The 26,207-nt window shown below is 34.9% G+C and carries 19 protein-coding genes; 5 read left to right on the top strand and 14 right to left on the bottom strand.

What is annotated here, in order from left to right:
* Window positions 1–97: 97 nt before the first annotated feature.
* The 7 genes from IEV84_RS07220 to IEV84_RS07190 all read right to left on the bottom strand — a co-directional run bounded on the left by IEV84_RS07220 (window position 98) and on the right by IEV84_RS07190 (window position 7,526).
* Window positions 98–676 carry a PhnA domain-containing protein gene (locus tag IEV84_RS07220; protein WP_188493626.1) on the bottom strand — a complete coding sequence of 193 codons (579 nt, stop codon included), beginning with the start codon at window positions 674–676 and terminating at the stop codon, window positions 98–100.
* Between the two features lie 97 nt (window positions 677–773).
* Window positions 774–1,625, bottom strand: coding sequence for an SGNH/GDSL hydrolase family protein (locus IEV84_RS07215; protein ID WP_188493625.1), 852 nt, complete (start codon window positions 1,623–1,625; stop codon window positions 774–776).
* Window positions 1,626–1,638: 13 nt separating this feature from the next.
* A complete protein-coding gene (locus tag IEV84_RS07210; RefSeq protein WP_188493624.1) occupies window positions 1,639–2,172 on the bottom strand; it encodes a dihydrofolate reductase family protein in 534 nt (177 codons plus the stop codon).
* Window positions 2,173–2,949: 777 nt separating this feature from the next.
* Entirely contained in the window at window positions 2,950–3,300 is a 351-nt protein-coding gene (locus IEV84_RS07205; RefSeq protein ID WP_188493623.1) for a hypothetical protein, read from the bottom strand.
* 202 nt (window positions 3,301–3,502) lie between these two features.
* On the bottom strand, window positions 3,503–4,780 hold the full coding sequence (locus tag IEV84_RS07200) for an alginate export family protein (RefSeq protein ID WP_188493622.1): 1,278 nt from the start codon (window positions 4,778–4,780) through the stop codon (window positions 3,503–3,505).
* 639 nt (window positions 4,781–5,419) lie between these two features.
* Window positions 5,420–5,842, bottom strand: coding sequence for a DoxX family protein (locus tag IEV84_RS07195; protein ID WP_188493621.1), 423 nt, complete (start codon window positions 5,840–5,842; stop codon window positions 5,420–5,422).
* A gap of 115 nt (window positions 5,843–5,957) precedes the next feature.
* Entirely contained in the window at window positions 5,958–7,526 is a 1,569-nt protein-coding gene (locus IEV84_RS07190) for a S41 family peptidase (protein WP_188493620.1), read from the bottom strand.
* Window positions 7,527–7,858: 332 nt separating this feature from the next.
* On the opposite strand from IEV84_RS07190, the gene IEV84_RS07185 reads away from it, so the two are divergent.
* Window positions 7,859–8,140: a hypothetical protein gene (locus IEV84_RS07185; RefSeq protein WP_071183368.1), complete on the top strand. Its 282-nt coding sequence runs from the start codon at window positions 7,859–7,861 to the stop codon at window positions 8,138–8,140.
* A gap of 94 nt (window positions 8,141–8,234) precedes the next feature.
* Here IEV84_RS07185 and pheT read toward each other — a convergent pair whose 3' ends face one another.
* From pheT to recG, 6 genes are all read right to left on the bottom strand, one after another.
* A complete protein-coding gene (gene pheT / locus IEV84_RS07180; protein ID WP_188493619.1) occupies window positions 8,235–10,655 on the bottom strand; it encodes a phenylalanine--tRNA ligase subunit beta in 2,421 nt (806 codons plus the stop codon).
* 438 nt (window positions 10,656–11,093) lie between these two features.
* Window positions 11,094–11,957 carry a bestrophin family protein gene (locus tag IEV84_RS07175; protein ID WP_188493618.1) on the bottom strand — a complete coding sequence of 288 codons (864 nt, stop codon included), beginning with the start codon at window positions 11,955–11,957 and terminating at the stop codon, window positions 11,094–11,096.
* 26 nt (window positions 11,958–11,983) lie between these two features.
* Entirely contained in the window at window positions 11,984–13,294 is a 1,311-nt protein-coding gene (locus tag IEV84_RS07170) for a TolC family protein (RefSeq protein ID WP_188493617.1), read from the bottom strand.
* Between the two features lie 64 nt (window positions 13,295–13,358).
* Window positions 13,359–16,463 (bottom strand): efflux RND transporter permease subunit, encoded by a 3,105-nt coding sequence (locus IEV84_RS07165; RefSeq protein WP_188493616.1) that lies wholly within the window; start codon window positions 16,461–16,463, stop codon window positions 13,359–13,361.
* Between the two features lie 73 nt (window positions 16,464–16,536).
* Window positions 16,537–17,598, bottom strand: coding sequence for an efflux RND transporter periplasmic adaptor subunit (locus IEV84_RS07160; RefSeq protein ID WP_188493615.1), 1,062 nt, complete (start codon window positions 17,596–17,598; stop codon window positions 16,537–16,539).
* Between the two features lie 254 nt (window positions 17,599–17,852).
* Window positions 17,853–19,964, bottom strand: a complete 2,112-nt coding sequence (gene recG / locus IEV84_RS07155) for an ATP-dependent DNA helicase RecG (RefSeq protein WP_188493614.1) — start codon at window positions 19,962–19,964, stop codon at window positions 17,853–17,855.
* Window positions 19,965–20,216: 252 nt separating this feature from the next.
* Here recG and IEV84_RS07150 point away from each other — a divergent pair, with 252 nt between their 5' ends.
* Together IEV84_RS07150 and IEV84_RS07145 are read left to right on the top strand one after the other, a co-directional pair.
* Window positions 20,217–20,822 carry a transcriptional regulator gene (locus IEV84_RS07150; RefSeq protein ID WP_188493613.1) on the top strand — a complete coding sequence of 202 codons (606 nt, stop codon included), beginning with the start codon at window positions 20,217–20,219 and terminating at the stop codon, window positions 20,820–20,822.
* Window positions 20,816–21,526: a DUF3307 domain-containing protein gene (locus IEV84_RS07145; protein WP_188493612.1), complete on the top strand. Its 711-nt coding sequence runs from the start codon at window positions 20,816–20,818 to the stop codon at window positions 21,524–21,526. Before IEV84_RS07150 ends, IEV84_RS07145 begins: the two co-directional genes overlap by 7 nt.
* 247 nt (window positions 21,527–21,773) lie before the next feature.
* Here the strand turns inward: IEV84_RS07145 and IEV84_RS07140 are convergent, their stop codons facing one another.
* Window positions 21,774–22,814: an agmatine deiminase family protein gene (locus IEV84_RS07140; protein WP_188493611.1), complete on the bottom strand. Its 1,041-nt coding sequence runs from the start codon at window positions 22,812–22,814 to the stop codon at window positions 21,774–21,776.
* 302 nt (window positions 22,815–23,116) lie between these two features.
* On the opposite strand from IEV84_RS07140, the gene IEV84_RS07135 reads away from it, so the two are divergent.
* Together IEV84_RS07135 and IEV84_RS07130 are read left to right on the top strand one after the other, a co-directional pair.
* Window positions 23,117–24,370, top strand: a complete 1,254-nt coding sequence (locus IEV84_RS07135) for an OmpA family protein (protein ID WP_188493610.1) — start codon at window positions 23,117–23,119, stop codon at window positions 24,368–24,370.
* 189 nt (window positions 24,371–24,559) lie between these two features.
* Window positions 24,560–26,080 carry a choice-of-anchor I family protein gene (locus tag IEV84_RS07130; protein ID WP_188493609.1) on the top strand — a complete coding sequence of 507 codons (1,521 nt, stop codon included), beginning with the start codon at window positions 24,560–24,562 and terminating at the stop codon, window positions 26,078–26,080.
* Window positions 26,081–26,207 lie beyond the last annotated feature (127 nt).

Here is a 26,207-nt window from a genome sequence, read left to right as displayed (position 1 = left end):
ATTTTATATTTTTATCTGGAATCTGCTTTCTAATTTTTAGGTTCAAACTTGCCTTCTGCTGACTGCGTTCTGCATTCTGAACTCTGTGTTCTGCTGACTATATTTTCTTCACGTATTGTGTAATAATCACAATTTGTTGTCCATCGACTTTTCCTTCAATGTATTCGGCATTTTCGTGGTCTAAGCGAATGTTTCTAACGGCGGTTCCCTGCTTGGCAACCATACTCGAACCTTTAACTTTCAGGTCTTTGATTAAAACTACTGAATCTCCGTGTTCCAGAATTACTCCGTTACTGTCGCGGTGGATAATTTTATTTTCGTCGTCTTCGCCTTCTCCGGTTGCTTTTGCCCATTCTAAAGTATCATCGTCAAGATACATCATGTCTAATAATTCCTGTGGCCAACCCGCAGTGCGCAAACGACTCAGCATTCGCCAGGCTACTACCTGTACCGGAATGTGTTCGCTCCACATACTGTCATTTAAGCATCTCCAGTGGTTTAAATCTTCGTTGCCCGGATTTTCAATTTGCTCCACACAAGTTGAACAAGCCTGAATGGCTTCGTCAATTCCTCCTTTTTTGGTAGGAAGAACTTGATACACTTTTAGGTTTTCGGTTGCGCCACAAAGTTCACATTTTCCTCCACTGCGTTTATTTAATTCTCTGTCTAAGCTCATTATAAAAATTTTTGGCGAATGTACACTTATTGAGTGCTTTCTGCAAGTTTTGTTTTAGCTCTTGACCTTTTAAATCTGCAATTTTAATTGTGTAGCATTATTTCGTCTTAAAATCTGAAGGCAGTGCCAGCAACTGGTACTGAATGGTTTTAGCCAGACGGTAATCTCCAAGTGCGTTAGGATGCAGTCTGTCAGTGTCTTTTTTATGAAAATATTGCAAATGCGATTCGGCCATTGGAAACAAACCACTTGTTGAATGCAAATCGATTAAGGGAACAGCCCAATAGGAAGCCGCCTGTTTTAGAACCTCCACATAACTGTCAATGTATAACCCTTGTTCGTTACAAAAGTTTTCGTCAGGCTGCACATTTTTGTCATTAAACTTGGCATATCCTCTGTGAATAGGTGTCATGATAATAATTTGCTGCTCCGGAAAATTGTTTTTCAAGTAAGACATTGCTTTGTTGATTCTTCCGCAAAAGGTCGTATCATTAAAGATAGGAGTGCGGTATTTGCGAGTTACTTCTTTACCATTAAAATTAGTTTGTGCGGTCGTTTCAGTAAAGAATTCCCCAATGGGTGTACCGTGCATGTAATCATTGGTTCCCGCAAAAATGATGATAGCGTCAAGATCCGTTCCTTTTTCAGCCTGTAGTTTTTCAGCCTGTTTGTAAATATGATTCCATTGATTACCGCTGATACCATACACCAAAGATTCTATTCCTAATAACTCATTCAGGTATTCCCAATATACATAAGTAGTCCCTACACGGCGTTTATCGGTCATGGAATCTCCTAAAAAAGCCACCCGTTTGCTCTGCCATTGCGATTGAAGTGTTTTTTCAGCCTCGGTTAGGATTACTTTAGGAGTAACTGCTGTTTGTTGTGCTAATCCTTTAGGACTAATTGTTAATAAAAGTAAACAGCTTAGTTTAATGAGGTGTTTCATTTTTTGGTTTTTTTTATTTTTTTCGTATGTAATGCAATTGTGTCAATCCCGTATCAAATGTTTTTGCTTTTACAAATTCTAGTAACTGTTCAGGACGCCCGTCTTTAAATAATCTGGTCCCATTTCCTAATAAAACAGGAATAACAGAGATAATTAACTCATCAATCAAGTCATTTTTTAATAGTTCATTAATTACTTCTGCACCACCATCACAATATATGTTTTTTCCATTTTCCGATTTTAGTTGTTCCACTAAATCGGTCAGTTTACCCGTGTAAAAAGTTATCCTGCCAACACTTGGTCTTGTGGTTCTTGTAATAACATATATGTCTCTTTGTTCATTGTCGTAATGAGAGGAACCAATTTCTTTAACAACATAATCATAGGTTTTTCTGCCAATAATCAAAGTGTCAATTGTATCTGTAAATTCTTTATAACCATAATCTTCGCCTTCCTTTTCGACGAGTTTCAAAAAACTAAGATCATCATTCGGCTTTGCAATGTAGCCATCTAAACTTGTAGCAATGAAAAGTGATATTTTTCGCATAATGTTTTTTTAATGTAACTAATAAAATAACGTCCCCTTACTACAAGAGGTTTAGGGTTAAATTAAGCCTTATTTTCAGTTTTGCCTAAACTTCCCAAATACAAAACTACTTTCCCATTAAGCCTATTGCCCAAATCAGTTGTAGTAGCTGTTATGTGCTGTGTGTTTTGTTTCTCCTGATAATATTTATACTACTTAAAGTCAATATAACTAAGATTAATAATTGTACGAATCTGAAAGCTATATAACCATTTGTGAAATTTTCCGTTTTGTATATCATTGTATCTTCTTTTATAGTAAGTTGATATGAACGAGTATTCTGTGAAAATATATTGAAGTAGAACATAAGTATTAAACCAAGAATAATTAAAATTAAATTTGGGTAATAACTTCTGAATTTCAGTTTTATTTGTCTAGTTAGTGTGATTAAAAACATAAAAATAAGCCAAAAATAGATTAGGCTTTGATTATTGGACATTTTAGTATAAGAAAGTTTTAACGATAATTCTTGAAGTGAAAATGCAAATCCATAAAATAAAATAAACACGAATAGTAGAATAAGTGATAATATAAAATAATATATTTCAGTGATTTCGGATTTATTCATAATTGTTTAGTTTTTTTGGTAACATAGCACATAACTAGTTTATATGCACATAAATTATTACATCTTTTATACTTAATTGGCATGTTATGCGCCTATTTTAATTTCTATTGTTGCGCATGTTTTTTTTAACTACGCAATACAAAAATAAAAATATTTCTTACATGTGAAAATTAATGTGATACTTCAGTAATTCTAAAAGCACGTTCCGTTCCTAAAAACTGAGGATTCCCGTGTTTTTCAGACCAAAAACCATCCAGTAAATCTTTGGAAATACAACGATAGACCACCACACCTTTGAAAAATTTGTCGTCTTCGCCCAGATATTTAAAATTAATCACCAGAATATTGTCTCTGAAAAATCCGCTGCCGGTTTGTACTTGTTCGTTATTAATGAACCATTGGGCTTTGATTCTTTTGTTGCGGTCTAGTCGCAAAGTGAGGGTTCCTTTGTAAGTGTAGTCTTCGGCATCCTGATTGCTGCCTGTAATTTGGAATTTGCCTACGAGGTCTTCGATGTTCATTTTTTCGTAATTAAAAATTACCGCAAATTCGCAAATTATTTTGTTAAACTAAATCAATCTACGGTTGTATTTATCTGATGCAAGAATACTCATTTCCTTTGGAAAAGGCATAAAAAAAAATCGAAGTTTTGAGGCTTCGATTTTTTTAGTAAAAATAATTATAAGATTGTGGGGACTTATATTAAGTAGGTTTTTTGATGTACTATTTTTTTGAAGCGAATATTTGCGGGTTGATATTCACCATTAAATAAGCCCAGTTGTTTGTGGTGTCATTTAGACCACCTTTTAAAGCTACCATAGCATCCGAAGCAAACATTTGTGAATAACCGGCAATAAGTGTGATGTCTTTGCTGGCTTTGTAAACCGCTGTTACATCAACCTCAGTTCCTAAGTATTTATCATCAGTTGCAGTTAATTCATTTGCAGTGTAAAATAAATGAGGAGCAACAGAAAGATTTACTTTTTTAATCGGGAAGTCTAATTTTAAAGTAAGATCTTGTAAACCTACTGAGTTAGCATGGTTTCCTACGTAGAAATAATCCATAAAACCATTGAAAGCGTGGTTAGTACCAAAAACAGGATTGAATGATTTTACCATAGAAGGAGAAGTACCCTGGTCTTTTCCTGACAGGAATTCATATCCTAAAGTCGCTTTGAATTTAGGTGTAAAAGCATATCCTAAGTTAGCAGCTGTTTGCCAAGCGGAAACTTCGCTTGTACCAATTTTTCCGGTTTGTCCGTAGAAACTAAAGTCAAGACTTAATTTTTTACCGGCATAATTAGCATAAGTTCCAAATGTTTGGTAGTAATTTGTTTCTGCTTCTGTTGGAGTTTTTAAATATTCTCTCCCTATGTTTAAGGCTAAAAAGCTTACTCCTAATTTTTTTATAGCAGTGTGGTACCAGGCATATTGAAAATCTTTAAAATCTAAATCTGTTCCAAATGAAACTGAAGTTGGGAAGCTTGGAACTGTTTTATTCTCATTAGCTGCATTTAAAGCAAATCCTAAATCCAATTGGCTTTTAGCTCCCTTAAATTTAAACAAAGCAGCATCAAAACTACGTCCCTGATTTGCCCAGTCTAATCCTCCAAAGATTCTTTGGTTATCATAAGAAATTACCTGACGACCTACTTTAGTGCTCCATTTTTCAGTAAAGCTGTATTGTGCCCAACCTTCAAACAACACAAAACTATTGGTTGCATTTGAAACACCTCCTGTAAGATGGTTTACCGCACCCCAGGTACGCACATTTTGCAAAGCCAATTTTACAGCTAATTTTTCGTCTTTGTAATTCAAATTTAATCTCGCACGATTTCCAACAAATGAAGTATGGCTTGTAGTAGGAGTTAATAAGGTTCCAAAACCGTTTGTGTATTCGTATCGCGGTCTGATTTGAATGTCAGAACTGAATTCCTGAGCCATTGCCGCAGAACCTACTAATCCCATTATTGATAAAGAAAGTGTTTTGAGTAATTTCATGATCGTTGATTTTAAAGTTTTTTTATAAATTGTTTACACTGCAAACATACTTACGTAATTGTACTTATGCTTAATGTCTTGCGCAGCAAAAAGCAGCTTTTTAAACCGACTTTTTTGCTGTTATAAAGCAATTAAAAACAGGTGTAAAAACATAAAATTGAAATAAAACATTGGTTTTTAGTCTTGTGTAAATGCGAATACGTACTAAGTAGGAAAAATTACTGTTAGAATATTTGGTAATTATACGTAGAATAAGGATGTGATAGGTAAATTAAAAATCATACCGATAACAACTTTTAGATTAAAGACTTTTTTTGAGATAGGAGATATTAAAGTGATTTAAACTTTTTGCTAAACATCTTTTACACAAAAAACGCGTCCCATAGGGACGATCTGTTTATAGAAAACAAATTATTCGAAAAGAAAGCTCCGTCAGGAGCGAACCGTAGAATTAACAGACCGCTCCTAACGGAGCTAATATCCGTAAATACATAGATTTCTATAAACAGGATGCGCTTCTCCGGAGCATTATTAAAAAAGTTTAAATGAGTTTATTACAACAAAAATAAAGCCCGACAAAATCGGGCTTTTATAGAGAAAAGATTTGCTTTGTGTGCAAATCGGTTATCCAGATTGCATTTATTGATACATTTTAAAATAATAATCGGCTGAGTTTTTACCGCTTCCATATACTAAGAAAAACAAACAAACCACCAAAGTGCCTAAGGCAAGAAATAAACTCTCAGATTGCATTTGCCCCATAAAATTGACTAAAATAGCTCCAATTAAAATAGGCAATTGTGCTATGATAGCCCAGCGGGTCAGTAATCCAAAAGCAATCATTATTCCTCCAATCATGTGGGCGGGAGTGATGTAATGAACCATAAACATTCCTCCTCCAATTTTGTCAATAGGAGAAATTAAATCGACTAAATATTGAATATTAGTGATAAAATGGACTCCTTTTACGAATAAAAACACTCCAAGTGCAATTCGTACTAAATCTAAGCTGAAATAAGTGTGCGCATTGGCCCATTTATTTAATCCTTTTACGTTGTTCATATTGCTGTATGTTTAAAATTGGCTCTACTAAGTTAGTGATTTTTAAAACAATAGCGGGTTTCAGTTGCGTTAAAATCAATGTTTTAATTGAAAGAATTTTGAAAAAAGAATGGTTTTAGTTTTTTAGTGTGTTTTTTATCCATTCTAGTTCAGTATCCTTCCCTTGAATTTGATCTTCTAATGAAGGAATTATTGGAACATCAGGATAGATACCGTGTCCGAAGACTTCGGTTTGATGATACGGAGCAATATTCATAATTCCGATTCTGATTTTTAGTTTCGAATGTGGTAAGCACACAACCGGCATAAATCCGGCTACTGTGCCGTTATAATCGCCACCTGTTTCTTCGCCTGCAAAAGTGGCTCTTTTGCTTCCTTTTAAATTGGAAGACAAAATACTCGAAGCCGAAAAACTGGCTCCGTTTATCAATACATAAATTTTGCCTTTAAAAGCTTTTTTATCTATTTTATGAGGCTTTGTCCCGGAGCAAATGTAATTTTTACCGTCTTTGTCTTTGCGAACAGTAAACAGCAAATAACCGTAAACAAACGGTGAGAAAATTGCTTTTACAACTTTTACAGGATAAGAACCTTTGTTGAAATAAGCACCTTCGAATAAACTGGCTCTGGAGACCACTTCAGATTTTTTTAAGAATACAAAAGTACTATCAGAGAGGAAGCTGTAGAGATTAACAATTTCGCTCAATCTACCGCCGCCGTTGTTTCTTAAATCTATAATTAGGGTTTGACTTTTATGTTCTTGTATTTTGGCGAAGCTTTCGTGATAGAACTTTCTGAAATTCCCTTTTTTGAAACCTTTAATTTTCAGGATGGCTACACTGCTGTCTTTTGGGAAAAATTCAAGAGTTCTAATAAAACTATTAGTGGCTTTGTCGTATCCGTTAATTCGTTTTTTTCGTCTTAAAGCTTGTTTGTATTCTTTGCTGATTGCCGGAGTTGTAACAGCGGTTTTTGGAGTTGTTTTTCGAACTTTTTTGTCAATACTGTCCAGTTTCAATCTTTTAATAAGGACAGTTTGAATGCTGTCATTTGATTTTAAAACATATTTTAAACTGTCTTTTATTCCGTATTCGGTGGTGAAAGCCGAGATAAATCGTTTGGGGGCAATTTGTTTTTTATAAGTTGTATTAAAACCATCTGAGCTGTAAAACCGGTTGTATTCTTCAATAAGTTCTTTGGGTTTTATGCCGTTTACCGAAACGACTTCAGTTCCTGCTGTTATTGATTTATTGTACGATTTGTTTTTGATAATGTATAATTTGTTATCGTAAAAGGAAAAATTAAATTGAGAAAAAGGACCAATTCCTTTTTTTTGGATTGCTTTGGTTTCTTTTTTTGAAAATGCTTTTTCGGGAGCTATAACATAACTGTGACCTTGTCTTATCGAAGCAACTACAGGACTGATTTTTTTATAAAATTCCAGCGGAGTCATTGCTTTGTCGATAGTGAGTTTTATACTGTCAAACTGATGGTTTAAACTTGCCTTGCTGATGTAATAATCCAGTTTAGGATGGAGTTTTTGAATTTTTTTCTGAGCAAAATCAACGTCTTTTTTAAGTTGGTCAACTCCGATTAGTTGTTGCAAACGAGCATTGTTCTTTTTTATACTGCTGCATTGAGCAAAGAAAAGTACGATACAGAATAGTGCAAGTGTTTTTTTCATTTTTTAGAAAAATCAATAGTTCAAACTTAAAATACCATTGTTAATTAGTAATCAAATGCTTTGAATAAGTATTACGAAAGTTTCAAAAGTAGGTTTTTTAGTTAATGAAAGAAAGCTAATCCGGTATTTTTAAAATTAGTTTTTATCTAAAAGCAAGAGAAATAGATTGTTGCATTATTTTTGTCGGATTATGAAAAAATTAATAAAAAATTGGCATTTAAAATAAAGATTAGGTTTTATTTTTAAGTAATGGTTATTGAAAAAAGTACAAAGGTAAAAATGCCTTACTTTAAAATAATATCCGGGTTTACTAATTAATAAATTTTACGATTATGACAGAAGAATTTGCAATCATTGAGAAAGAAGACATAGCTTCTCTTAAGTTTCCAACGACCGATGTTCTGGACGATGATAACGAAATAAAAACAAGAATAAGCGATATTAATCGGGCCTTGTCTTTAGGTAATTTAGAACATTCAAAAATTAAAATCTTCTTTGAAGATAATGAATCCAAGAAGATAGTAGATACAACTGTTTGGGCAGTTACTGACAAAAATGTGATTTTAAAGCAAGGAGTAATGATTCCTATTCACAGAATTTACAAGTTGTTTTAAGACTAAAAAACATCTCTTCTTGACTTTCAGGAATAAAAAACGGCGCAGATCTCTATAGAGTTTGCGCCGTTTTTTGTGTATAATAGCTTTTGTTTTATCTCAAACTTGCTCCCAGTTCAGTTTCAAAATTCTTTTGCAGTTTGCCCATAATTTTATCAATTTGAGCATCAGTAAGTGTTTTTGAATCGTCCTGAAGAATAAAACTTAAAGCGTATGATTTTTTACCTTCCGGTAGATTTTTACCTTCGTAAACATCAAAAAGATTGATTTCTTTTAATAAACTTTTCTCTGTTTGTCTGGCAATAGCATAAATGCTGTCGTAGTTTACATTTTGGTCAATCAATAAAGCCAAATCTCTTCGTACTTCCGGGTATTTAGTGATGTCAGTAAATTTAATTTTGCCAGGAATGCTTTTTAAAACAGCTTCCCAATTAAAATCAGCATAGAAAACCTCTTGTTTGATTCCGAAATGCTTTAAGATTGATTTTTTTACTACACCAAATTCTACCAACACATTTTGAGAAGTTCCAATAGCAATTCCTTCTGAGAATACATCCGATTTTACAGGACTGCTCTGTGTTTTAGTAATTCCTAATCTGGAAAAAATTCCTTCTACATAACCTTTGAATAAAAAGAAATCAGAAGGTTTCTGCGGATTAGTCCAATTTTCCTGATTTCTGTTTCCTGTTAAGAACAAAGTAAGATGTTTGTGCTCTTCGTAGCCTGAAAGGAATTTATGGTAGGTTTTACCAAATTCGAATAATCTTAAATCGGCATTTTTACGGTTGATGTTGTAAGCAATGGCTTCCAATCCTGAGAATAATAAAGACTGACGCATGGTTGCCAAATCATTACTCAACGGATTTAACATCGTTACATTATGCTCTTCTTTCAGCATTTCTGAAAGCTGAACATAAGAAGCCGTAGTAAGCGAATTAGCCATCATTTCGTGGAATCCTTGTGAATTCAATTGGTTTCCAACGATATTCTGTAACTTATAATCTTCGTTTCTCGGCGCGTTAAAAACGGTAGCGTTTAATTTATTCGAAAAATCAATTTTATTGTATCCGTAAACTCTAAGGATTTCTTCGATTACATCAATTTCTCTTTGAACATCTACGCGGTAAGCAGGAATAGTCAAACCTAAACCGGCATCCGAAACGCTATTGACTTTAATGTCTAATGAAACTAATATTTTTTTGATAGTGTCTTTTGGAATTTGTTGCCCGATAATTTTGGTAACCTTATCAAAATTCAAAAACACGGAGAAATCTTCTATTTTTTTAGTGTAAATATCGATAAGATCAGAAGTGATATTTCCACCTGCAACTTCCTGAATTAACAAAGCCGCACGTTTTAAGGCATAAGCAGTAATGCTCGGGTCAATTCCTCTTTCAAATCTAAAAGAAGCATCGGTGTTTAATTGGTGTCTTTTAGCTGTTTTTCTAACGCTTACCGGGTTGAAATAAGCACTTTCTAAGAAAATAGAAGTAGAGTTATCAGTCACTCCCGATTTTTGACCGCCAAAAACTCCTGCAATACACATTGGTCCTTTGTCGTCACAAATCATTAAATCTTCTTCGTGTAATGTTCTTTCCACATCATCCAAAGTGACGAATTTTGTTCCGGCTTCAACTGTTTTTACATGGATTTTTCCGTTGATTTTTGCAGCGTCAAAAGCGTGTAATGGCTGTCCTAAATCATGTAAAACATAATTCGTTACATCGACAATATTGTTTTTTGGATTGATGCCAATAGCCTTTAAACGATCCTGCAACCAGGCTGGTGAAGGTTTTACGGTAATTCCCGAAATGCTAACTCCGCAATAGCGAGGTGCTAAAAGAGGAGCTTCGACATTAACGTCAATTTTTAAGGTACGCATATCGACCCTGAAATTACTTATAGATGGCGTAATTAATTCAACGCTCACACCATTTTGTAATAATCCCGCTCTCAAATCACGGGCTGTACCCAAATGACTCATTGCATCGGCACGATTTGGCGTTAAGCCTATTTCGAAAACTTCGTCATTTTCTATTTTGAAAACTTTGGCTGCCGGAGTTCCCGGAACTAAAGCGTTGTCTAAAACCATAATTCCGTCATGACTTTCTCCCAGACCTAATTCGTCTTCGGCACAAATCATTCCGTGGCTTTCCTGTCCGCGGATTTTTCCTTTTTTAATCGTAAAAGAATTTCCTTCTTTATCATATAATACAGTGCCAATTGTGGCTACAGGTACTTTTTGTCCTGCTGCTACATTGCTGGCACCACAAACAACTTGTATTGGGGTACCATTTCCTAAATCAACAGTAGTTACTTTTAATTTGTCGGCATCCGGATGTTTTTCACATGTAAGTACATGACCAACTACAATACCTTCCAATCCTCCTTTTACAGATTGATATTTTTCAACCACTTCTACCTCAAGACCTAAATCAGTCAATAATGCTGCTGTTTTTTCAGAATCCCAATCGGTCTTAATGAATTGTTTTAACCAGTTGTATGATATTTTCATTTGTAAATTTTAATAAGGTTGCAAATATAAACATTGTCAACCGAGCTTCAAAGTTATTACTCCCGGATTTTGTTAATATTCTTGATGATTTTTAGGAGTAAAGCAATTGGCTTTTTCAGGAAAGTATCTCCCTGCCATTCGCTACAAGCTTTAGGTTTTCAAGCTCTTTTTCCAAGGAGCTGCAGGAGCTTCCGTTGGTCGCTCTGCATCCCCGGGAAAAAAGCAGCTTTCTTCCCCTAAAGGCTTTTCACTACTGTCAGGACTAGGAGAGGAGTTTTATTCATATAAGGATGATTTTTTTGCAGGGATTTTTTTGAGCTTGTAGGCATAATTAAAATTTATAAGCTACCAAACTACAAATACCTACAAGGTTCTGAAAACCTTGCAGGATTAATAAATCAATTTGCGATAATCTGCGTAATTTGCGGTTAAAAAAAATTAAATAATCTCCTCCACATGTTTTTTAATGTTTGCGGCAATTTTTTTGGTAGGTAAATCGTTGGCATCAGTTCCAAACGGATCTTCAATTTCTTCGGCAATTAATTCTAAACTTGCCAATACATAAAAAATAAAAACCACTACAGGAATGACGTAATAACCCAGAATAAATACATAAGCAAAAGGAAGGGTAAGTACATAAATAAAAATGAATTTTTTGATAAATGCACTGTAAGAGTAGGGAATAGGGGTGTTTTTTATGCGTTCACAAGCACCGCAAATATCAGTAAACGATTGGAGTTCGTTGTTGATGATAATCAACTGGTCGCCAGTAATTTTTTTAGAAACATACAAATCATTTACTTTTTGAAACAACATTTTAGCCAATTGATTGGGTTTGTGTTTGTGATGATCAATTTCCAAATCGACATCGTCAAACAATTGTTTGGCCGTGTCGCTATCATCTAAATGTTTTTGCAGAATAGAAGCATAACTGGGAATTATTTTTCTAAAAAAACTACGATCAGTTTCGTTAGTTAAAATTGCTGATAATTTTAGAGCTAAATTTCGACTGCTGTTTACCAGAGCTCCCCACATTTTTCGACCTTCCCACCAGCGGTCATAAGCTGTATTGGTTCGATAGGCCAGCAATAATGAAATTACAAAACCAAGCATGCTGTGCATTACAGAAATGTTTTTTACATAGCTGTTTTCAGGTAAATGCCAATATACCAGTTCCAAATAACCAATAATTCCGGAATAGATACCGATGAGTACCATTATTGGAAATAATTTTCGAATGGTATCAGCCTTGCTGATAAAGAAGATAAAACGAATCCAGTCTTTTGGGTTGTATGAGGTCATTGATTTTATTTTTTAGCAAAAATAAATCAAAAACTAATATTTCCTGCCAATTCTTTTAATGCAATCTCCGATAATTTAGCCTGATATTGTGCATTAGTATAACGTACGGTTGCGTTAACAAAATTTAATTGCGCAGTCCTGAATTCTAAAGTGGTTATGGTGCCAATATGGAATTTATCTAAAGTAATTGACAGATTCTGTTTGGCAATGGTTTGGTTTGTTTTTTCCAGTTCAATCAGTTCTAAATTTGTTAAATACGTTTGATAAGCAGTTGCCAGTTGGGTTTCCAGATTTAGATTTTGTTGTTCAATTTGTATTTTGGCATTTTCAATAGCCAGATTAGCAATTTTCTCATTTCGATGTTGGGCAAAGCCATCAAACAGATTCAATGAAGCATTAAAACCATAATTGAATCCTCTTGAAGAAGACTGGGTAACAAATCCTAAACTGGATTCTGTTTCACTAAAATTATAACCTGTGGTTAGTCTTACGGTAGGATATCGACTTGCTTTTACTTGTTTTAGTTGCAGTTCGGCAACTCTTTTATTGATAATTTGTGCTTGTAATTGTGGATTTTGTTTTTGAGCCAATTCGTTCAATTCGGCTAATTTTAAATTGGAATCTACTGTGAAAACAGCATTTACTTTAAAATCCGTTTTGGTGTTTCGTGCTAATATTTGGTTCAAAAGAATTTTAGTATTCAAAAACAATTCTTTTTGTTTTAACAGCGTCACTTTGTCGGTGTTCAAATCCACTTGTGCATTTAAAACTTCCAGTTTTGATGCTTTGCCTATGCTAAAACGGTTTTGCGCTAAGGCTAATCGTTGATTAGAAATAACCAGAGTAGAGTCTAAAGCGGCTAATTGCTGCTGTTGTTGTACTAAATCAAAATAGGTAGCATAAACATCGGCAATTTTAGTTAGAATATTCAGTTTTAATTGTGATTCTCCCAGTTTTTGAAGTTCCTGCAATTGCTCTCTTTTGGCAAACATACTCATACCGTCAAAAATAGTCCAACCTAAACTTACACCGTAATTCAGACTATTGTTTTTTGCGTTATTTAAACTGTTTTCCGTTCCGTCTAAACGAGTTTGCGATAGATTTTGAATGTTATTATTATCAACTAAATTGGCTGTTAGTGTTGGAAGCATTCCGGCATTACCAATGGCATTATTGGTTTTATTTACTTCTAAATTGTTAGCCGCAATTTTAATTTCGTAATTGTTTTCTAATGCTGTTTTTAGTGCTTCTTCAATAGTCAGGATTTGCTGTGCATTTGCATTTGCGATGCAAAACAGCAATACAAACAGACTTTTTATAATAGATGTAGTTCTCATAGAAAATGGTTGCTATAAATTATTTTTTAACTCCAAAGCTTTTTAAAGCTATCGGTTTGTTAAATTAAATCTGCGATTTACTTGCTTTTTCATATTCGTCAATACGGTCAAATTCAGGATAATGTTTCTTAGCTCTGGACCACATATAATAAAGCGCCGGAATAATAAATAAAGTTAGTATTAAAGAAAAAATAGTTCCCCCTACAATTACAACTCCCATTCCAATTCTGCTGGTAGAAGCCGCCCCCAGCGATAATGCGATAGGTAAAGCTCCCAGGGCAATGGCTAAACTGGTCATTAAAATAGGTCTTAAACGAGCTTCGGAAGCTTCCATAATAGCATCGTATTTTGATTTTCCCTGTTCGCGCAATTGATTGGCAAATTCAACAATTAAAATACCGTTTTTGGTTACTAATCCAATAAGCATTACCGTTCCAATCTGGCTAAAAATATTCCAGGTTTGGTCAAATAACCATAATGAAAATAAAGCTCCCGCAACTGCCATTGGTACGGTAAGAATGATGATGAAAGGATCAACAAAACTTTCAAATTGAGCTGCTAAAATCAGGAAAATTAATAATAAAGCGAGTCCGAAAGCGAAAGAGGTATTCGAGCTACTTTCGACAAAATCTCTGGATTCTCCACCTAAATCAGTGGTGAAGCTATCATCAAGTACTTTGGCTTTTATTTCGTTCATGGCATCAATTCCGTCGCTGATACTTTTGCCCGGAGCGAGACCGGCTGAAACCGTTGCCGACATGTAGCGATTGTTGTGATACAATTGCGGCGGATTACTTTGTTCTTCCACACTGACCACATTGTCCATCTGAATCAATTCGCCTTTGTTGTTTTTAACAAATATAGAAGTCAAATCCAGCGGTTTCGAACGGTCTTTTTGATCAAATTGACCAATAACCTGATACTGTTTGCCGTTTTTAATAAAATAACCAAAACGTTGCCCGCTTAAGGAAAGTTGTAATGTTTGGGCAATATCAAGTATCGAAATACCTAAACTTTCGGCTTTGTTACGGTCGATAGTTACATTGATTTCGGGTTTGTCGAATTTTAAATTGACATCGGTAATTGAAAAAACATCACTTTTTCCCACTTCTTCCATAAAAACCGGAATTTTTTCACGCAGTTTTTCGAATGTTGGAGCCTGAATAATATATTGAATTGGTAAACCACCACGTCTGTTTACGGCAATTGTTGGCTGTTGAATAACCGATGTTTTAGCATTAGGATATTGTTTAGTCCATTTGGATAATTTATCGGCAATATCTTTTTGAGAAGCTTCTCTTTCGCTGACATCTTTCAGGGTGAGTCTGATAAATCCACTATTAATTGAAGCCGAACTAAATCCGGGAGATGTAATGACTAAACTTACTTTTTTCTCCGGAATAGAATCATCAACTAATTTTGAAATTTCCTGCATAAAACGATCGGTGTATTCATAAGTAGCACCTTCAGGAGTGGTCATACGCATGGTTACCGAACTACGATCATCATAAGGTGCCGTTTCTTTTGGCAGTAAAGTGTAGAATAAATAAATGATTCCAAAACAGCTAATCAAAATGGGAAAGCTAATCCATTTTTTATCCATAAAAGCTTTTAACGAATTAGTATAACCGCTATTTAATTTTTCGAAAAAAGGTTCGGTTTTAATATAAAAATTGGATTTTTTTTGTTCGCCGCCTTTCATTAAATATGCATTTAGCATTGGCGTTAAAGTCAAAGCCACAAAAGCCGATATTAGTACCGCAGCACCAATAACAACACCAAATTCCCGGAAAAGCCGCCCTACGAATCCTTCTAAGAAAATAACAGGTAAAAAAACCGCCGCCAGGGTGACTGAAATTGAAATTACCGCATAGAAAATTTCGTTAGAACCCTTTATCGCAGCTTCGATAGGCGACATGCCTTCTTCGACTTTTTTGAAAATGTTTTCGGTAACTACAATTCCGTCATCAACTACAAGTCCGGTGGCCAAAACAATGGCTAAAAGTGTCAGTACGTTTATTGAAAAACCGAAAAGCCACATGATAAAAAAGGTAGCAATCAACGAAACCGGAATGTCAATTAAAGGTCTGAATGCAATGGCCCAGTCTCTAAAAAATAAGTAGATTATTATGATAACCAGAATAATCGAAATCCCTAATGTTTCGGCAACTTCCAGTACTGATTTTTTGACAAAAGCGGTGTTGTCCAATGCAATGTTGAGTTGGATATCTTCAGGTAAATCTTTTTTTAAGGCTTCGTATTTTTTATAAAATTCTTCAGAAATATCTAAATAATTGGCTCCCGGCATAGGAACAATAGCCATACCAATCATTGGTAGTCCTGATTGTGTCATTTGGGTTTCGATATTTTCGGCACCCAGACTGGCGTTTCCTATATCACTAAAACGAACAATTTTATCTCCATCAGTTTTAATAATAATGTTATTGAATTCTTCGGCACTGGAAAGGTTTCCAATTGTTTTTACCGCTAATTCGGTATTGTTTCCTGTTAATTTTCCGGAAGGCAGTTCTACGTTTTGTGCATTTAAGGCATCGCGAACTTCGGCAACAGTACAGCCATAAGCGGCTAATTTTACGGGGTCAATCCACAAACGCATGGCATAGCGTTTTTGTCCCCAAATTTGAACGCCGCTAACTCCCGGAATCGTTTCTAATCGTTGTGAAATGACATTTTCGGCATAATCGCTTAATTCTAATGAATTTCTGCGGTCACTTTGAAGCGTCATAGAAATGATAGACTCACTATCGGCATCAGCTTTAGAAACTACCGGAGGAGCGTCGATGTCTTTTGGTAAATTCCTAACGGCCTGAGAGACTTTGTCACGCACATCATTGGCAGCGCTTTCAAGGTCTTTGTCTAAATTAAATTCAATGGTAATAATACTGCTTCCCTGATTACTGGAAGAAGTAATGTTTCGGATACCGTCAATTGAATTGACCGCTTTTTCAAGTGGTTCGGTAATTTGGGATTCAATAATATCCGAATTGGCTCCTGTATAATTGGTACGAATAGAAACCTGAGCCGGATCAATTGATGGAAATTCACGAACTCCTAAAAAAGTATAGCCTATTATACCAAACAATATAATTAAAAGGTTTAGTACTATGGTTAAAACAGGTCTTCTTATGCTGGTGGTGGATAAACTCATTGTGATGGCAGATTTTTGATTTTAGACTTCAGATTTTCGATTTTGAAAACTCAAAACCCATAATTCAAAACCTTTATTTTTGAACGATCACTTTTATTGGGGCATCATTTTTTAACGACATTACACCGCTGGTTATGAGAGTATCTCCAGCATTTAATCCGGAAAGAATCAGGATTGAAGCATCAGTTCTGGTGGTCGCTTCTACCATTACTTCTTTGGCTTTTCCCATATTCGAAATAAAAACTTTTTTTCCCTCTTGTACGGGAACAATAGCTTCGGTAGGAATTACAATCGCATCATTAATGGTGTTTAAAGGCAATTTTACATCAGCAAATGTTCCGGGAAACAGTTTTCCATCGGTGTTATCTGCAATAGCACGAATTTTTAAGGTTCGAGTTGTAATTTCTACTTCGGGTTCTATGGCGTATATTTTTGCGGTATATGGTTTGGCTGTTCCCGAAACCATGATATCGATTAGGGTTCCTATTTTTACCTGAGCAGCATATTTTTCAGGTATTGAAAAGCTGATTTTTACCTTTTCGATATTGACTAATTTGGCAACCAAAACAGTAGGAGTGATGTAAGTTCCCGGAGAAATGGAACGCAGTCCGATTTTTCCCGAAAAGGGTGCTCTTACCGAAGTTTTGGCAATTTGAGCTTTGATTAACTGACTTTGAGCTTTGGTTGAAGCATATTCAGCTCTGGCAATATCGTATTCTTCCTGACTAATAGCTTCTTTTTGCAGTAAAAGTTGGGCTCTTCGTTCATTTTCTGCGGCTAATTTTTCTTTAGTTGTTGCCTGACTGAGCTGTGCTTTTAATTCGCTATCATTGACTTTAAAAAGCAATTGTCCTTTGCTTACGTTGCTGCCTTCTTTGAAATGAATACTTTCTACAATACCGGAAACTTCTGAGCGAATTTCTACTTGTTCATTAGCCTCAATTGAACCGGACAAAGAGAGATTGCTGTTAAAAACCTCTGGTTTTATGACAATTCCATTTACTGCAATTGGATTTTTTTTATCCGATTTGTCTTTGTTGTTTTCAGAATCACTTTTGTTTTCCATTACCCGATACGTAATGAAAGAACCTAATCCGATAATCAATAAAGCGTAAACGATGTTTTTAATTTTCATATTTAAGTAGATTTATGGTCGAAAAGCCTTTTTTAGGAACATCTTTAGACTTTGCAAGTTAAAAGTAAATTTGATACTTGTAGGTACAACAATTTTATTTTAAATAAAATTTAACAAGTAGAAAGCGTGTTTTTTATTAGTGTAATTAAATATGACCTTGATTTTAAAGAAAGGTTTATTTCTTTTTTTAAAATTACTAAAAAAAACTGTCGCTGTTTTGTATTGTGGTAAGTAAGTTGTTTGTTATTAGTTTTTTAACTAATGTAATTCCAAATATTTTTTTTCTTAGTCAATTCCATATACACAGCTCTTAAAACGGCATGTTCCGGTTTTTGTAGCGGTGCATCGTCAGAAAGGATTTTCAAGGCATGTGCACGGGCGAGTGATAGTATTTCGCGGTCTTTAACGATATCTGCAATTTGAAGATTTAATACACCACTTTGTTGGGTTCCCATCAGGTTTCCGGGACCGCGTAGTTTTAAATCAACTTCGGCAATTTCAAAACCATCATTGGTGCGTACCATCGTTTCCATTCGGGTTTTACTGTCTGAACTCAATTTGTGGCTGGTAATCAAAATACAATAACTTTGCTCTGCACCACGACCTACGCGACCACGCAATTGGTGTAGTTGCGAAAGACCAAAACGTTCAGCACTTTCGATAATCATCACCGAAGCATTAGGAACATTGACACCCACTTCAATTACCGTAGTGGCTACCATAATATTGGTTTTTCCCTCGGAAAAGCGTTTCATTTCGGCATCTTTATCTGCTGGTTTCATTTTGCCATGAACAATAGAAACGGCGTATTGCGGCAGAGGGAAATCTCTTGAAATGCTTTCGTAGCCGTCCATTAAATCTTTGTAATCCATTTTTTCTGATTCCTGAATCAATGGATAAACAATGTAAATTTGGCGACCTAAAGCAATTTCGTCCCGAATAAATTTCCAGATTTTCAATCGGTTGCTGTCATAACGATGCACGGTTTGAATGGGTTTTCGTCCGGGAGGCAATTCGTCAATAACCGAAATATCTAAATCACCATACAAACTCATTGCTAAAGTTCGTGGAATAGGAGTGGCAGTCATTACTAAAATATGTGGAGGAATATCATTTTTTTTCCACAGTTTAGAACGTTGCTCTACCCCAAAACGATGTTGCTCATCTATAATTGCCAAGCCTAAACTATGGAATTTTACCTTGTCTTCCAGTAGGGCATGAGTGCCAATAAGAATTTGTAAAGTTCCGTTTTCCAGTTCTTCGTGAATAATTTTTCTATCGGAAGTTTTGGTTGAACCCGTAAGGATTCGGATGTTGATGTTAAGTTTGTTTGCTAATTCCGAAAGCCCTAAAAAATGTTGGTTGGCCAGAATTTCTGTTGGAGCCATCAGACAAGCCTGAAATCCATTATCCATTGCCAAAAGCATACTCATAAAGGCCACAATGGTTTTTCCGGAACCTACATCACCTTGCAGTAAACGGTTCATTTGGGCATTGCTTCCCATATCGGTTCGGATTTCTTTAATCACTCTTTTTTGAGCATTGGTCAATTCAAAAGGCAGATGATTTTGGTAAAATTCGTTGAAAAATTGACCTACCTTGGTAAACGGATGTCCTTTTATTTTATGTTTCTGAATCAGGTTTTTCATAATCAGTTGTATCTGAATGAAAAACAATTCTTCAAATTTTAATCGAAATTGGGCTTTCCTCAAAGCATCGGCACTTTTAGGAAAATGGATGTTGAATAGGGCAGCGTTCTTGGGAATCAATTTTAACTCCTGAGTTAAATAATCAGGTAAAGTTTCTGTAAACAAAGCCTGTGTTTCCAAAAACAATTGCTGCATCATTTTGTTAATCACTCTATTTGAAATCCCTCGGTTGGTCAGGGTTTCAGTCGAAGGATATACGGCCTGCATAGCCGAACGCAAACTTTGTTCGTGTTCGCTCAGCAATTCGATTTCGGGATGCGCCATATTGTACATGCCGTTAAATGAAGTACATTTTCCAAAAATTACTGTGATTTGATTTAATTTCAAAGATTCCCGAATCCATTTGTGTCCCTGAAACCATACTAGTTCCATTTGACCTGTATCATCTGTAAAAGTAGCAACAAGACGTTTTCTGCCTTTGGCAAATTCTACTGTTTTGATATTGATAATTTTCCCGATGATTTGTACTTCGGCAATATTGTTTTGCAACTCGTTGATTTTGTAATAACGTGTTCGGTCGATGTAACGATTTGGGTAAAAATTGAGTAAATCAGCATATTTATGAATCCCCAATTCCTTTCGAAGCAATTCGCCCCGGCTGGGACCAACGCCTTTTAAGTATTCGATAGGAGTAAGTAGGAGATTGTTAGAAGACATTTAGGATTTTAGATTTTAGATTAATGATTTCAGATTTTATTAGTAGCAATTACTTCTGTAAAATCTTTCAATCTTTCATCTTTCAATTTTGAAAACGAAGATAGTTTATAATTGGGAATTCTGAAAATGCAAATTTTGGTTTTATTATCGCTTTATTTGACGATAATATTTATTATCGCTTAATTTAACGATATTTTTAATTATCGCTTAATTTAACGATAATTTTTGTATCTTGCGTTAAAATCAAAAATTATGAAAGCAGTAATTACAGGAGATATTATGCATTCCCGAAAACTAGCTTCAGCAGTATGGCTGGCTGATTTAAAGGTTGTTTTAAACAGTTATGGCAGCGAACCCAAAGATTGGGAGATTTATCGGGGAGACAGTTTTCAGTTGCTGGTTTCGGCCGAAGACGCACTTGAGATAGCGTTATTGATTAAAGCTACTGTCAAACAACATAAGGCACTCGATGTACGGATGGCGATAGGTGTAGGTGGTATTGATTATAATGCGGATAAGGTGACCGAATCTAATGGAGCTGCTTTTATTAATTCAGGTGAATGCTTTGAAAGTTTGAAAAAACAAACCTTAGGCATACAAACTCCCTGGGCTGAATTCAATTCTGCTTTTGAAGTAATTTTATCTTTTATGCTGATGATTGCTGATAACTGGACGAGTACATCTGCGGAGGTGATTAAAAAAGCTTTTGAAAATCCTGAGATTAATCAAAACCAATTGGCTACAGTGCTTAACAGAAAAAGTCAAAGCTCGATAAGTGCTTCGCTAAAAAGAGCGGGCTATGAGGAAATAAAAAATATGATTGCATTTTACAAACAACAAATCAAAAAACAATGGTAGTATTATTTTTAAGTTTGCTTTTGGCTCATTTGATTGGTGATTTTTTATTGCAGCCTACAACCTGGGTCAACGATAAGAAAAAGAGAAAAGTCAGGTCTAAATATTTGTATTGTCATGTAGGCGTGCATTTGCTGTTATTGCTTATTACTACACGGTTCAGTTCACAATATTTTCCGGCGGTAATTTTGATTGCTTTGAGTCATTTTGGGATTGATTGTATCAAATTATATTTAGAAAAAAAGAAAACGGCAAAATCATGGTTTTTTATCGATCAGTTGTTGCATTTGGCTGTGATAGCCTTGGTGGTATTTTATTATTTTCCATGCGAAATTGCTATCGCGGGTTTGTATTCACAGCAAAGTTTAGCTTTGATTACGGCTTTGGTTGCCGTGACTTATGTGAGTGCTATTATTTTAAAAGTATTGTTGTCTAAATGGAGCGAGCAAATTATAAAAACAGATACCGGAAATACTAATAATGCCGGTAAATACATAGGGATTTTAGAACGGTTGTTTGTTTTCTTTTTTGTGATGATTAATTTCTGGGAAGGAATTGGGTTTTTATTGGCTGCCAAATCTATTTTCAGATTTGGTGATTTAAAAGAATCCAAAGATGTCCGATTGACTGAATATATTTTGATAGGGACTTTGTTGAGCTTTGGATTCGGTATTTTATGTGCGATGCTTTATAAAGCCATTATTTAACCGCAAATTTTTTAAGTTTTACCGCCAAGGTTCTCTGAGTAAACGCAAAGATTCGCAAAGTTTTTTATAATCTGTGATAATCAGTGGCTAAATGTTTTTCACCATATAAGTTTTATACTTTCTGAAAGGATAAGAAGCTCAGATAAGTTGTTTTCATAAATGAAAATGTTTATGAAATCTGTGTTAATCTGTGGTGAAAAAAATAACCGCAAAGTTGGTATTATGTTCTTTGCGGTTAATGAAAATATTATTCGGGAATCTGTTGACTTAAACAATGTAAGGTTCCAAATCCCCAAATTAAATCAATAGCACTAATGCCGATAATTTCTCTGTCAGGGAAACATTCGGCTAATATATTTAAGGCTTTTCTATCGTTAGGATCGTTGAATGTAGGAACTAAAACACAATTGTTTAAGATAAGGAAATTAGCATAACTTGCAGGTAAACGCAAATCTTCAAAATCCAAACGTTTCGGCATTGGTAAAGTCACAATAATCGGCGCTTTTCCGTCTTCCAGTTTAGCATTTTGCAAACGTTTTAAATTGTCCTGCAATGGTTTGTAGTTGGCGTCATTAGGATCTGTTTCTATTATAGTTACAATCGTATCTTCGTTTACAAATCGAGCCAAATCATCAATATGACCGTGTGTGTCGTCACCTTCAATTCCGTCGCCCAGCCAAATCACATTGGTCACACCTAAATATTCTTTGAAAACAGCTTCGTAGTCTTCTTTGGTAAAACCGGCATTACGTACCTGGATGCTTGAGTGCATCAGACATTCTTCAGAAGTTAATAGAGTTCCTCGTCCATTGACATCAATCGCGCCGCCTTCTACAATTACAGGCTTACCTTTGTATGTTACTTGTGTTAGCGGAAGATTTAAAGCATCGGCAACTTTTGCAGGAACGTGTTTGTCGAGTTGGAAGTTTTTGTATTTTGCCCAACCGTTGAAGTTAAAATTTAAGGCTTCTCTTTTTCCATCCTTATATACCACAATAGGTCCAGAGTCACGCATCCAGCTTCTGTTTGTTTTTTGGATAATGAATGAAACTTGTTTAAGGTTTACTCTCGCTCTGTCGAGCATATCGCTTACTTTGGCTTGTAGTTTTTCATCAATTACAACCAAAAACACTTTTTCATAAGTAGCTACTTTTTTGATGAACTCTACAAAAGCCCATTGGATTGCTTCGTATTTTCCGGGCCAATCGTTTCCGTTGTGCGGAAAACAAAGTAAAATTCCTTCTTGTTTTTCCCATTCAGCGGGAAATCTTCTGTTTGTAGTTGTCATAAAAAAGCTAAAATTTAATGACCGCAAATATAAACATTCGATGGGAATTTAAAATGATGAGGTTAATTTAGCTTACAAATTAAAAAAAATAACATTTTTTTAAGAGCATATATGATGATAAAACAGAGGTTTTAACTTTTTGATAATCAAAATAATACTTGTTTGTAAAGAAGGGTCTAAGTAAAAATACTAATAAATAATGGGAATTATATAACCTAAAAATAACAATTATCAGAATTATATGATTTATATTTGTGCCAGTTTTAAAAATTAAAAACAAGTAATTTTAAAAAAAGTAAAACATGAAAAAGAAATTTGCCTCTGTATCTTTGTTACTACTAACATTTGCCGCAACGGCTCAGGTTGCATCAACAAGTTCAGTGGGAACTGTTGAAAAAGATCCATTTGATAAATGGTCTATTGAGTTAAATGGTGGTGTAAACAAACCACTAAGAGCTATGACAGCTGGGTATTCAACTGCTACACTTAATCCATTTCACGCTGATTTAGGAGTAAGATATATGTTTAGTCCTCAATTTGGTTTAAAACTTGATTTTGGATATGATAAATTCCAAGAGCGTGACAACACTGCTCCATTCGAAAGTAAATTAATTAGAACAAGTTTACAAGGAGTTATTAATTTAGGAAGAGCCTTGAACTTTGAGACATGGACTAATACAATTGGTTTATTGGCACATGGTGGACTTGGAGTTTCTCAATTATCTTCAGATAACGGTTTTAATGGAAAAGATTATATGGGACATGGAATACTTGGTTTAACTGGACAAGTTAAATTAAGTAATAGTGTTGCTTTAACAGGAGACTTAAGTGGTTTGGTTTACGGAAGACAAAACCATAACTTTGATGGAATGAGTGCGGCATATACTGGTGCTTTTGATGGAGTTACTCTAAATGCATCTGTTGGTTTGACTTTTTACCTAGGGAAAAACGAAAAGCATGCTGATTGGTATTCAAAAGATAAATATGACGCATTAGAAGAAAGAGTTACTGCAATCGAAACAGGTATTGTTGATTCTGATAAAGATGGTGTAGCTGATTTATACGATTTAGAGCCAAATACTCCAGCAGATGCTACAGTTAATACAAAAGGACAATCTGTTGATAAGAATAAAAATGGTGTTCCGGATAATTTAGAGAGTTATTTAGATAATAAATACGGACAAAATACTACTAACGCTACTAATAGTACTGTAGAAGAATTGATCAACGGAGGTTATGTGAATGTATATTTTGATTTCAATTCTGCAAAACCAACGAATGCATCATTGTCAGGTGTTGACTTTTTAGTGAAATACTTGAAAAATAATCCATCTAAAACTGCAGATGTATTAGGATATGCTGATGAAGTAGGAAATTCAAGTTATAACCAACAATTATCACAAAAAAGAGCTGAAGCAGTTAAAAATGTTTTAGTTAATGCAGGAATTGATTCTTCAAGATTAACTGTTAAAGGTAATGGTGAAGATGCTTCTGTAAATAAAAATTCTCAGGAAGCACGCCAAATCATGAGAAGAGTTACTTTTAGAGTGAAGTAATTTTATACAATTAAAAATTAGAAAAGCTGTTTCGACTAAGGTTGAAACAGCTTTTTTTATGCTTTGTTTTTATTTTGCAAACAGTCTTTTGAGTAGTTTTTGAAGTTGAAGTTAAAGATTTTATAATATTGTCTTAATCTAAAACCTGTATTGTAAATCTATTTTTGTTTCAAACAAAAATAAACAAACATGAGAAATTTTGGAATTTCATTATTGGCAGCTCTTTTTATTTTAACGAGTTGTGAAAATGATAAAGGAAATGAAAACAATCAGGAAACCGAAGTAAACGAGAACGTTGCCAGTTTCAAAGAAATTGGAAGTATCACTATTGGCGGGGAAGCCGCAGCCGAAATTAGTGCTTATGACGAAACTACAAAAAGACTTTTCACGGTAAACAACAGTGGAACCAATCAGATTGATGTTATTGATTTGACTGATCCTACTAATCCTGTAAAATTAGCTTCTATTAGCTTAACTACTTACAATGGGGCATCCAATAGTGTGGCAGTTTATGAAGGAAAATTAGCTGTTGCATTAGAATCGACAGTAAATAAACAAGGAAACGGAAAAGTAGTGGTTTTTAACACTTCAGATTATAGTTTGATAAAAGAAATTACCGTAGGTGCATTGCCGGATATGATTACTTTCTCACCAGATGGAAAATTTATTATGACGGCTAACGAAGGAGAACCAAACGCTGATTATACAGTAGATCCGGATGGTTCGGTTTCTATCATTGAAGTCAATAAGGATTATGCGGTTACCACTTTGAATTTTGCCGGTTTTGCAAGTGAGTTAACTACTTTAAAAACAAAAGGATTTCGAGTTTCAAAAAAGGCGAGCAGTTTTGCAGCTGATATCGAACCGGAATACATCACCATTTCTGCCGATTCTAAAACGGCTTGGGTAACTTTACAGGAAAATAACGGAGTAGCTAAGGTAGATTTGGCTTCTAAAAAGATCACTTCGTTATTCGGATTAGGTTACAAAGATTTTAATACTGCCGAGAACGGAATTGATGTAAGTGATAAAGACGGGGCTATTGCTTTTAATCCATGGAAACTAAAAGGATTGTTTATGCCGGATGCTATTGCCAGTTATACGGTAAGCGGAACACCGTATTTCATTACCGCTAATGAAGGGGATGCCAGAGAGTATGACGGTTATGCCGATATAGCCCGATTGAAGAATTTAACACTTGACGCTACTGTTTTCCCTAACGCAGCAACTTTAAAAGCAGACGCTTCAATGGGACGTTTGAATTTGATTTCGACAGAAGGAGATACAGACACCGATGGTGATTTAGATGAATTAATCAGTTTTGGAGCACGTTCTTTTACCATTTGGAACGGAAATACAGGAAGTTTGGTTTTTGACAGTAAAAATGATTTGGATAAGCGTTCAAATGATTTTGGTACTTATGATGACAATCGTAGTGATGATAAAGGTTCAGAACCGGAAGCAGTGGTAGTGGCTAAAATGGGAAACAAAAACATTTTGTTTGTAGGTTTGGAAAGAACAGATACTGTCATCGTTTATGATATTACTAATCCGTCGGCACCACAATATTTACAAAGTATTAAAACAGGCGATGCTCCGGAAGGTTTGTTGTTTGTTCCGGCTTCTAAAAGTCCTAATAAAAGAAGTTTATTGGTAGTAAGTAGTGAAGGAGATGGAAAGGTGAAATTTTTCCAACCTGATTTGTTGTAGTTTCATTTTACCGCAAAGTTTTTGAAGTTTTCGCAAAGAGCACAAAATAATCTGTGGTAAAATTTTAACCATAAAGGGCACAAAGTTTTTCGTAAAGCTCTCGAAGTTATAAAAAAATAAATTTGTG

It is taken from the genome of Flavobacterium palustre (assembly GCF_014639535.1).
GTDB classification, from domain to species: Bacteria; Bacteroidota; Bacteroidia; order Flavobacteriales; family Flavobacteriaceae; genus Flavobacterium; species Flavobacterium palustre.
This window is presented reverse-complemented; position numbering and strand designations above follow the sequence as displayed.

Excerpts from the sequence above, each read along its gene's own strand:
- IEV84_RS07220 (WP_188493626.1), bottom strand. The coding sequence starts at position 676 with ATGAGCTTAGACAGAGAATTAAATAAACGCAGTGGAGGAAAATGTGAA.
- IEV84_RS07215 (WP_188493625.1), bottom strand. The coding sequence starts at position 1,625 with ATGAAACACCTCATTAAACTAAGCTGTTTACTTTTATTAACAATTAGT.
- IEV84_RS07210 (WP_188493624.1), bottom strand. The coding sequence starts at position 2,172 with ATGCGAAAAATATCACTTTTCATTGCTACAAGTTTAGATGGCTACATT.
- IEV84_RS07205 (WP_188493623.1), bottom strand. The coding sequence starts at position 3,300 with ATGAACATCGAAGACCTCGTAGGCAAATTCCAAATTACAGGCAGCAAT.
- IEV84_RS07200 (WP_188493622.1), bottom strand. The coding sequence starts at position 4,780 with ATGAAATTACTCAAAACACTTTCTTTATCAATAATGGGATTAGTAGGT.
- IEV84_RS07195 (WP_188493621.1), bottom strand. The coding sequence starts at position 5,842 with ATGAACAACGTAAAAGGATTAAATAAATGGGCCAATGCGCACACTTAT.
- IEV84_RS07190 (WP_188493620.1), bottom strand. The coding sequence starts at position 7,526 with ATGAAAAAAACACTTGCACTATTCTGTATCGTACTTTTCTTTGCTCAA.
- IEV84_RS07185 (WP_071183368.1), top strand. The coding sequence starts at position 7,859 with ATGACAGAAGAATTTGCAATCATTGAGAAAGAAGACATAGCTTCTCTT.
- pheT (WP_188493619.1), bottom strand. The coding sequence starts at position 10,655 with ATGAAAATATCATACAACTGGTTAAAACAATTCATTAAGACCGATTGG.
- IEV84_RS07175 (WP_188493618.1), bottom strand. The coding sequence starts at position 11,957 with ATGACCTCATACAACCCAAAAGACTGGATTCGTTTTATCTTCTTTATC.
- IEV84_RS07170 (WP_188493617.1), bottom strand. The coding sequence starts at position 13,294 with ATGAGAACTACATCTATTATAAAAAGTCTGTTTGTATTGCTGTTTTGC.
- IEV84_RS07165 (WP_188493616.1), bottom strand. The coding sequence starts at position 16,463 with ATGAGTTTATCCACCACCAGCATAAGAAGACCTGTTTTAACCATAGTA.
- IEV84_RS07160 (WP_188493615.1), bottom strand. The coding sequence starts at position 17,598 with ATGAAAATTAAAAACATCGTTTACGCTTTATTGATTATCGGATTAGGT.
- recG (WP_188493614.1), bottom strand. The coding sequence starts at position 19,964 with ATGTCTTCTAACAATCTCCTACTTACTCCTATCGAATACTTAAAAGGC.
- IEV84_RS07150 (WP_188493613.1), top strand. The coding sequence starts at position 20,217 with ATGAAAGCAGTAATTACAGGAGATATTATGCATTCCCGAAAACTAGCT.
- IEV84_RS07145 (WP_188493612.1), top strand. The coding sequence starts at position 20,816 with ATGGTAGTATTATTTTTAAGTTTGCTTTTGGCTCATTTGATTGGTGAT.
- IEV84_RS07140 (WP_188493611.1), bottom strand. The coding sequence starts at position 22,814 with ATGACAACTACAAACAGAAGATTTCCCGCTGAATGGGAAAAACAAGAA.
- IEV84_RS07135 (WP_188493610.1), top strand. The coding sequence starts at position 23,117 with ATGAAAAAGAAATTTGCCTCTGTATCTTTGTTACTACTAACATTTGCC.
- IEV84_RS07130 (WP_188493609.1), top strand. The coding sequence starts at position 24,560 with ATGAGAAATTTTGGAATTTCATTATTGGCAGCTCTTTTTATTTTAACG.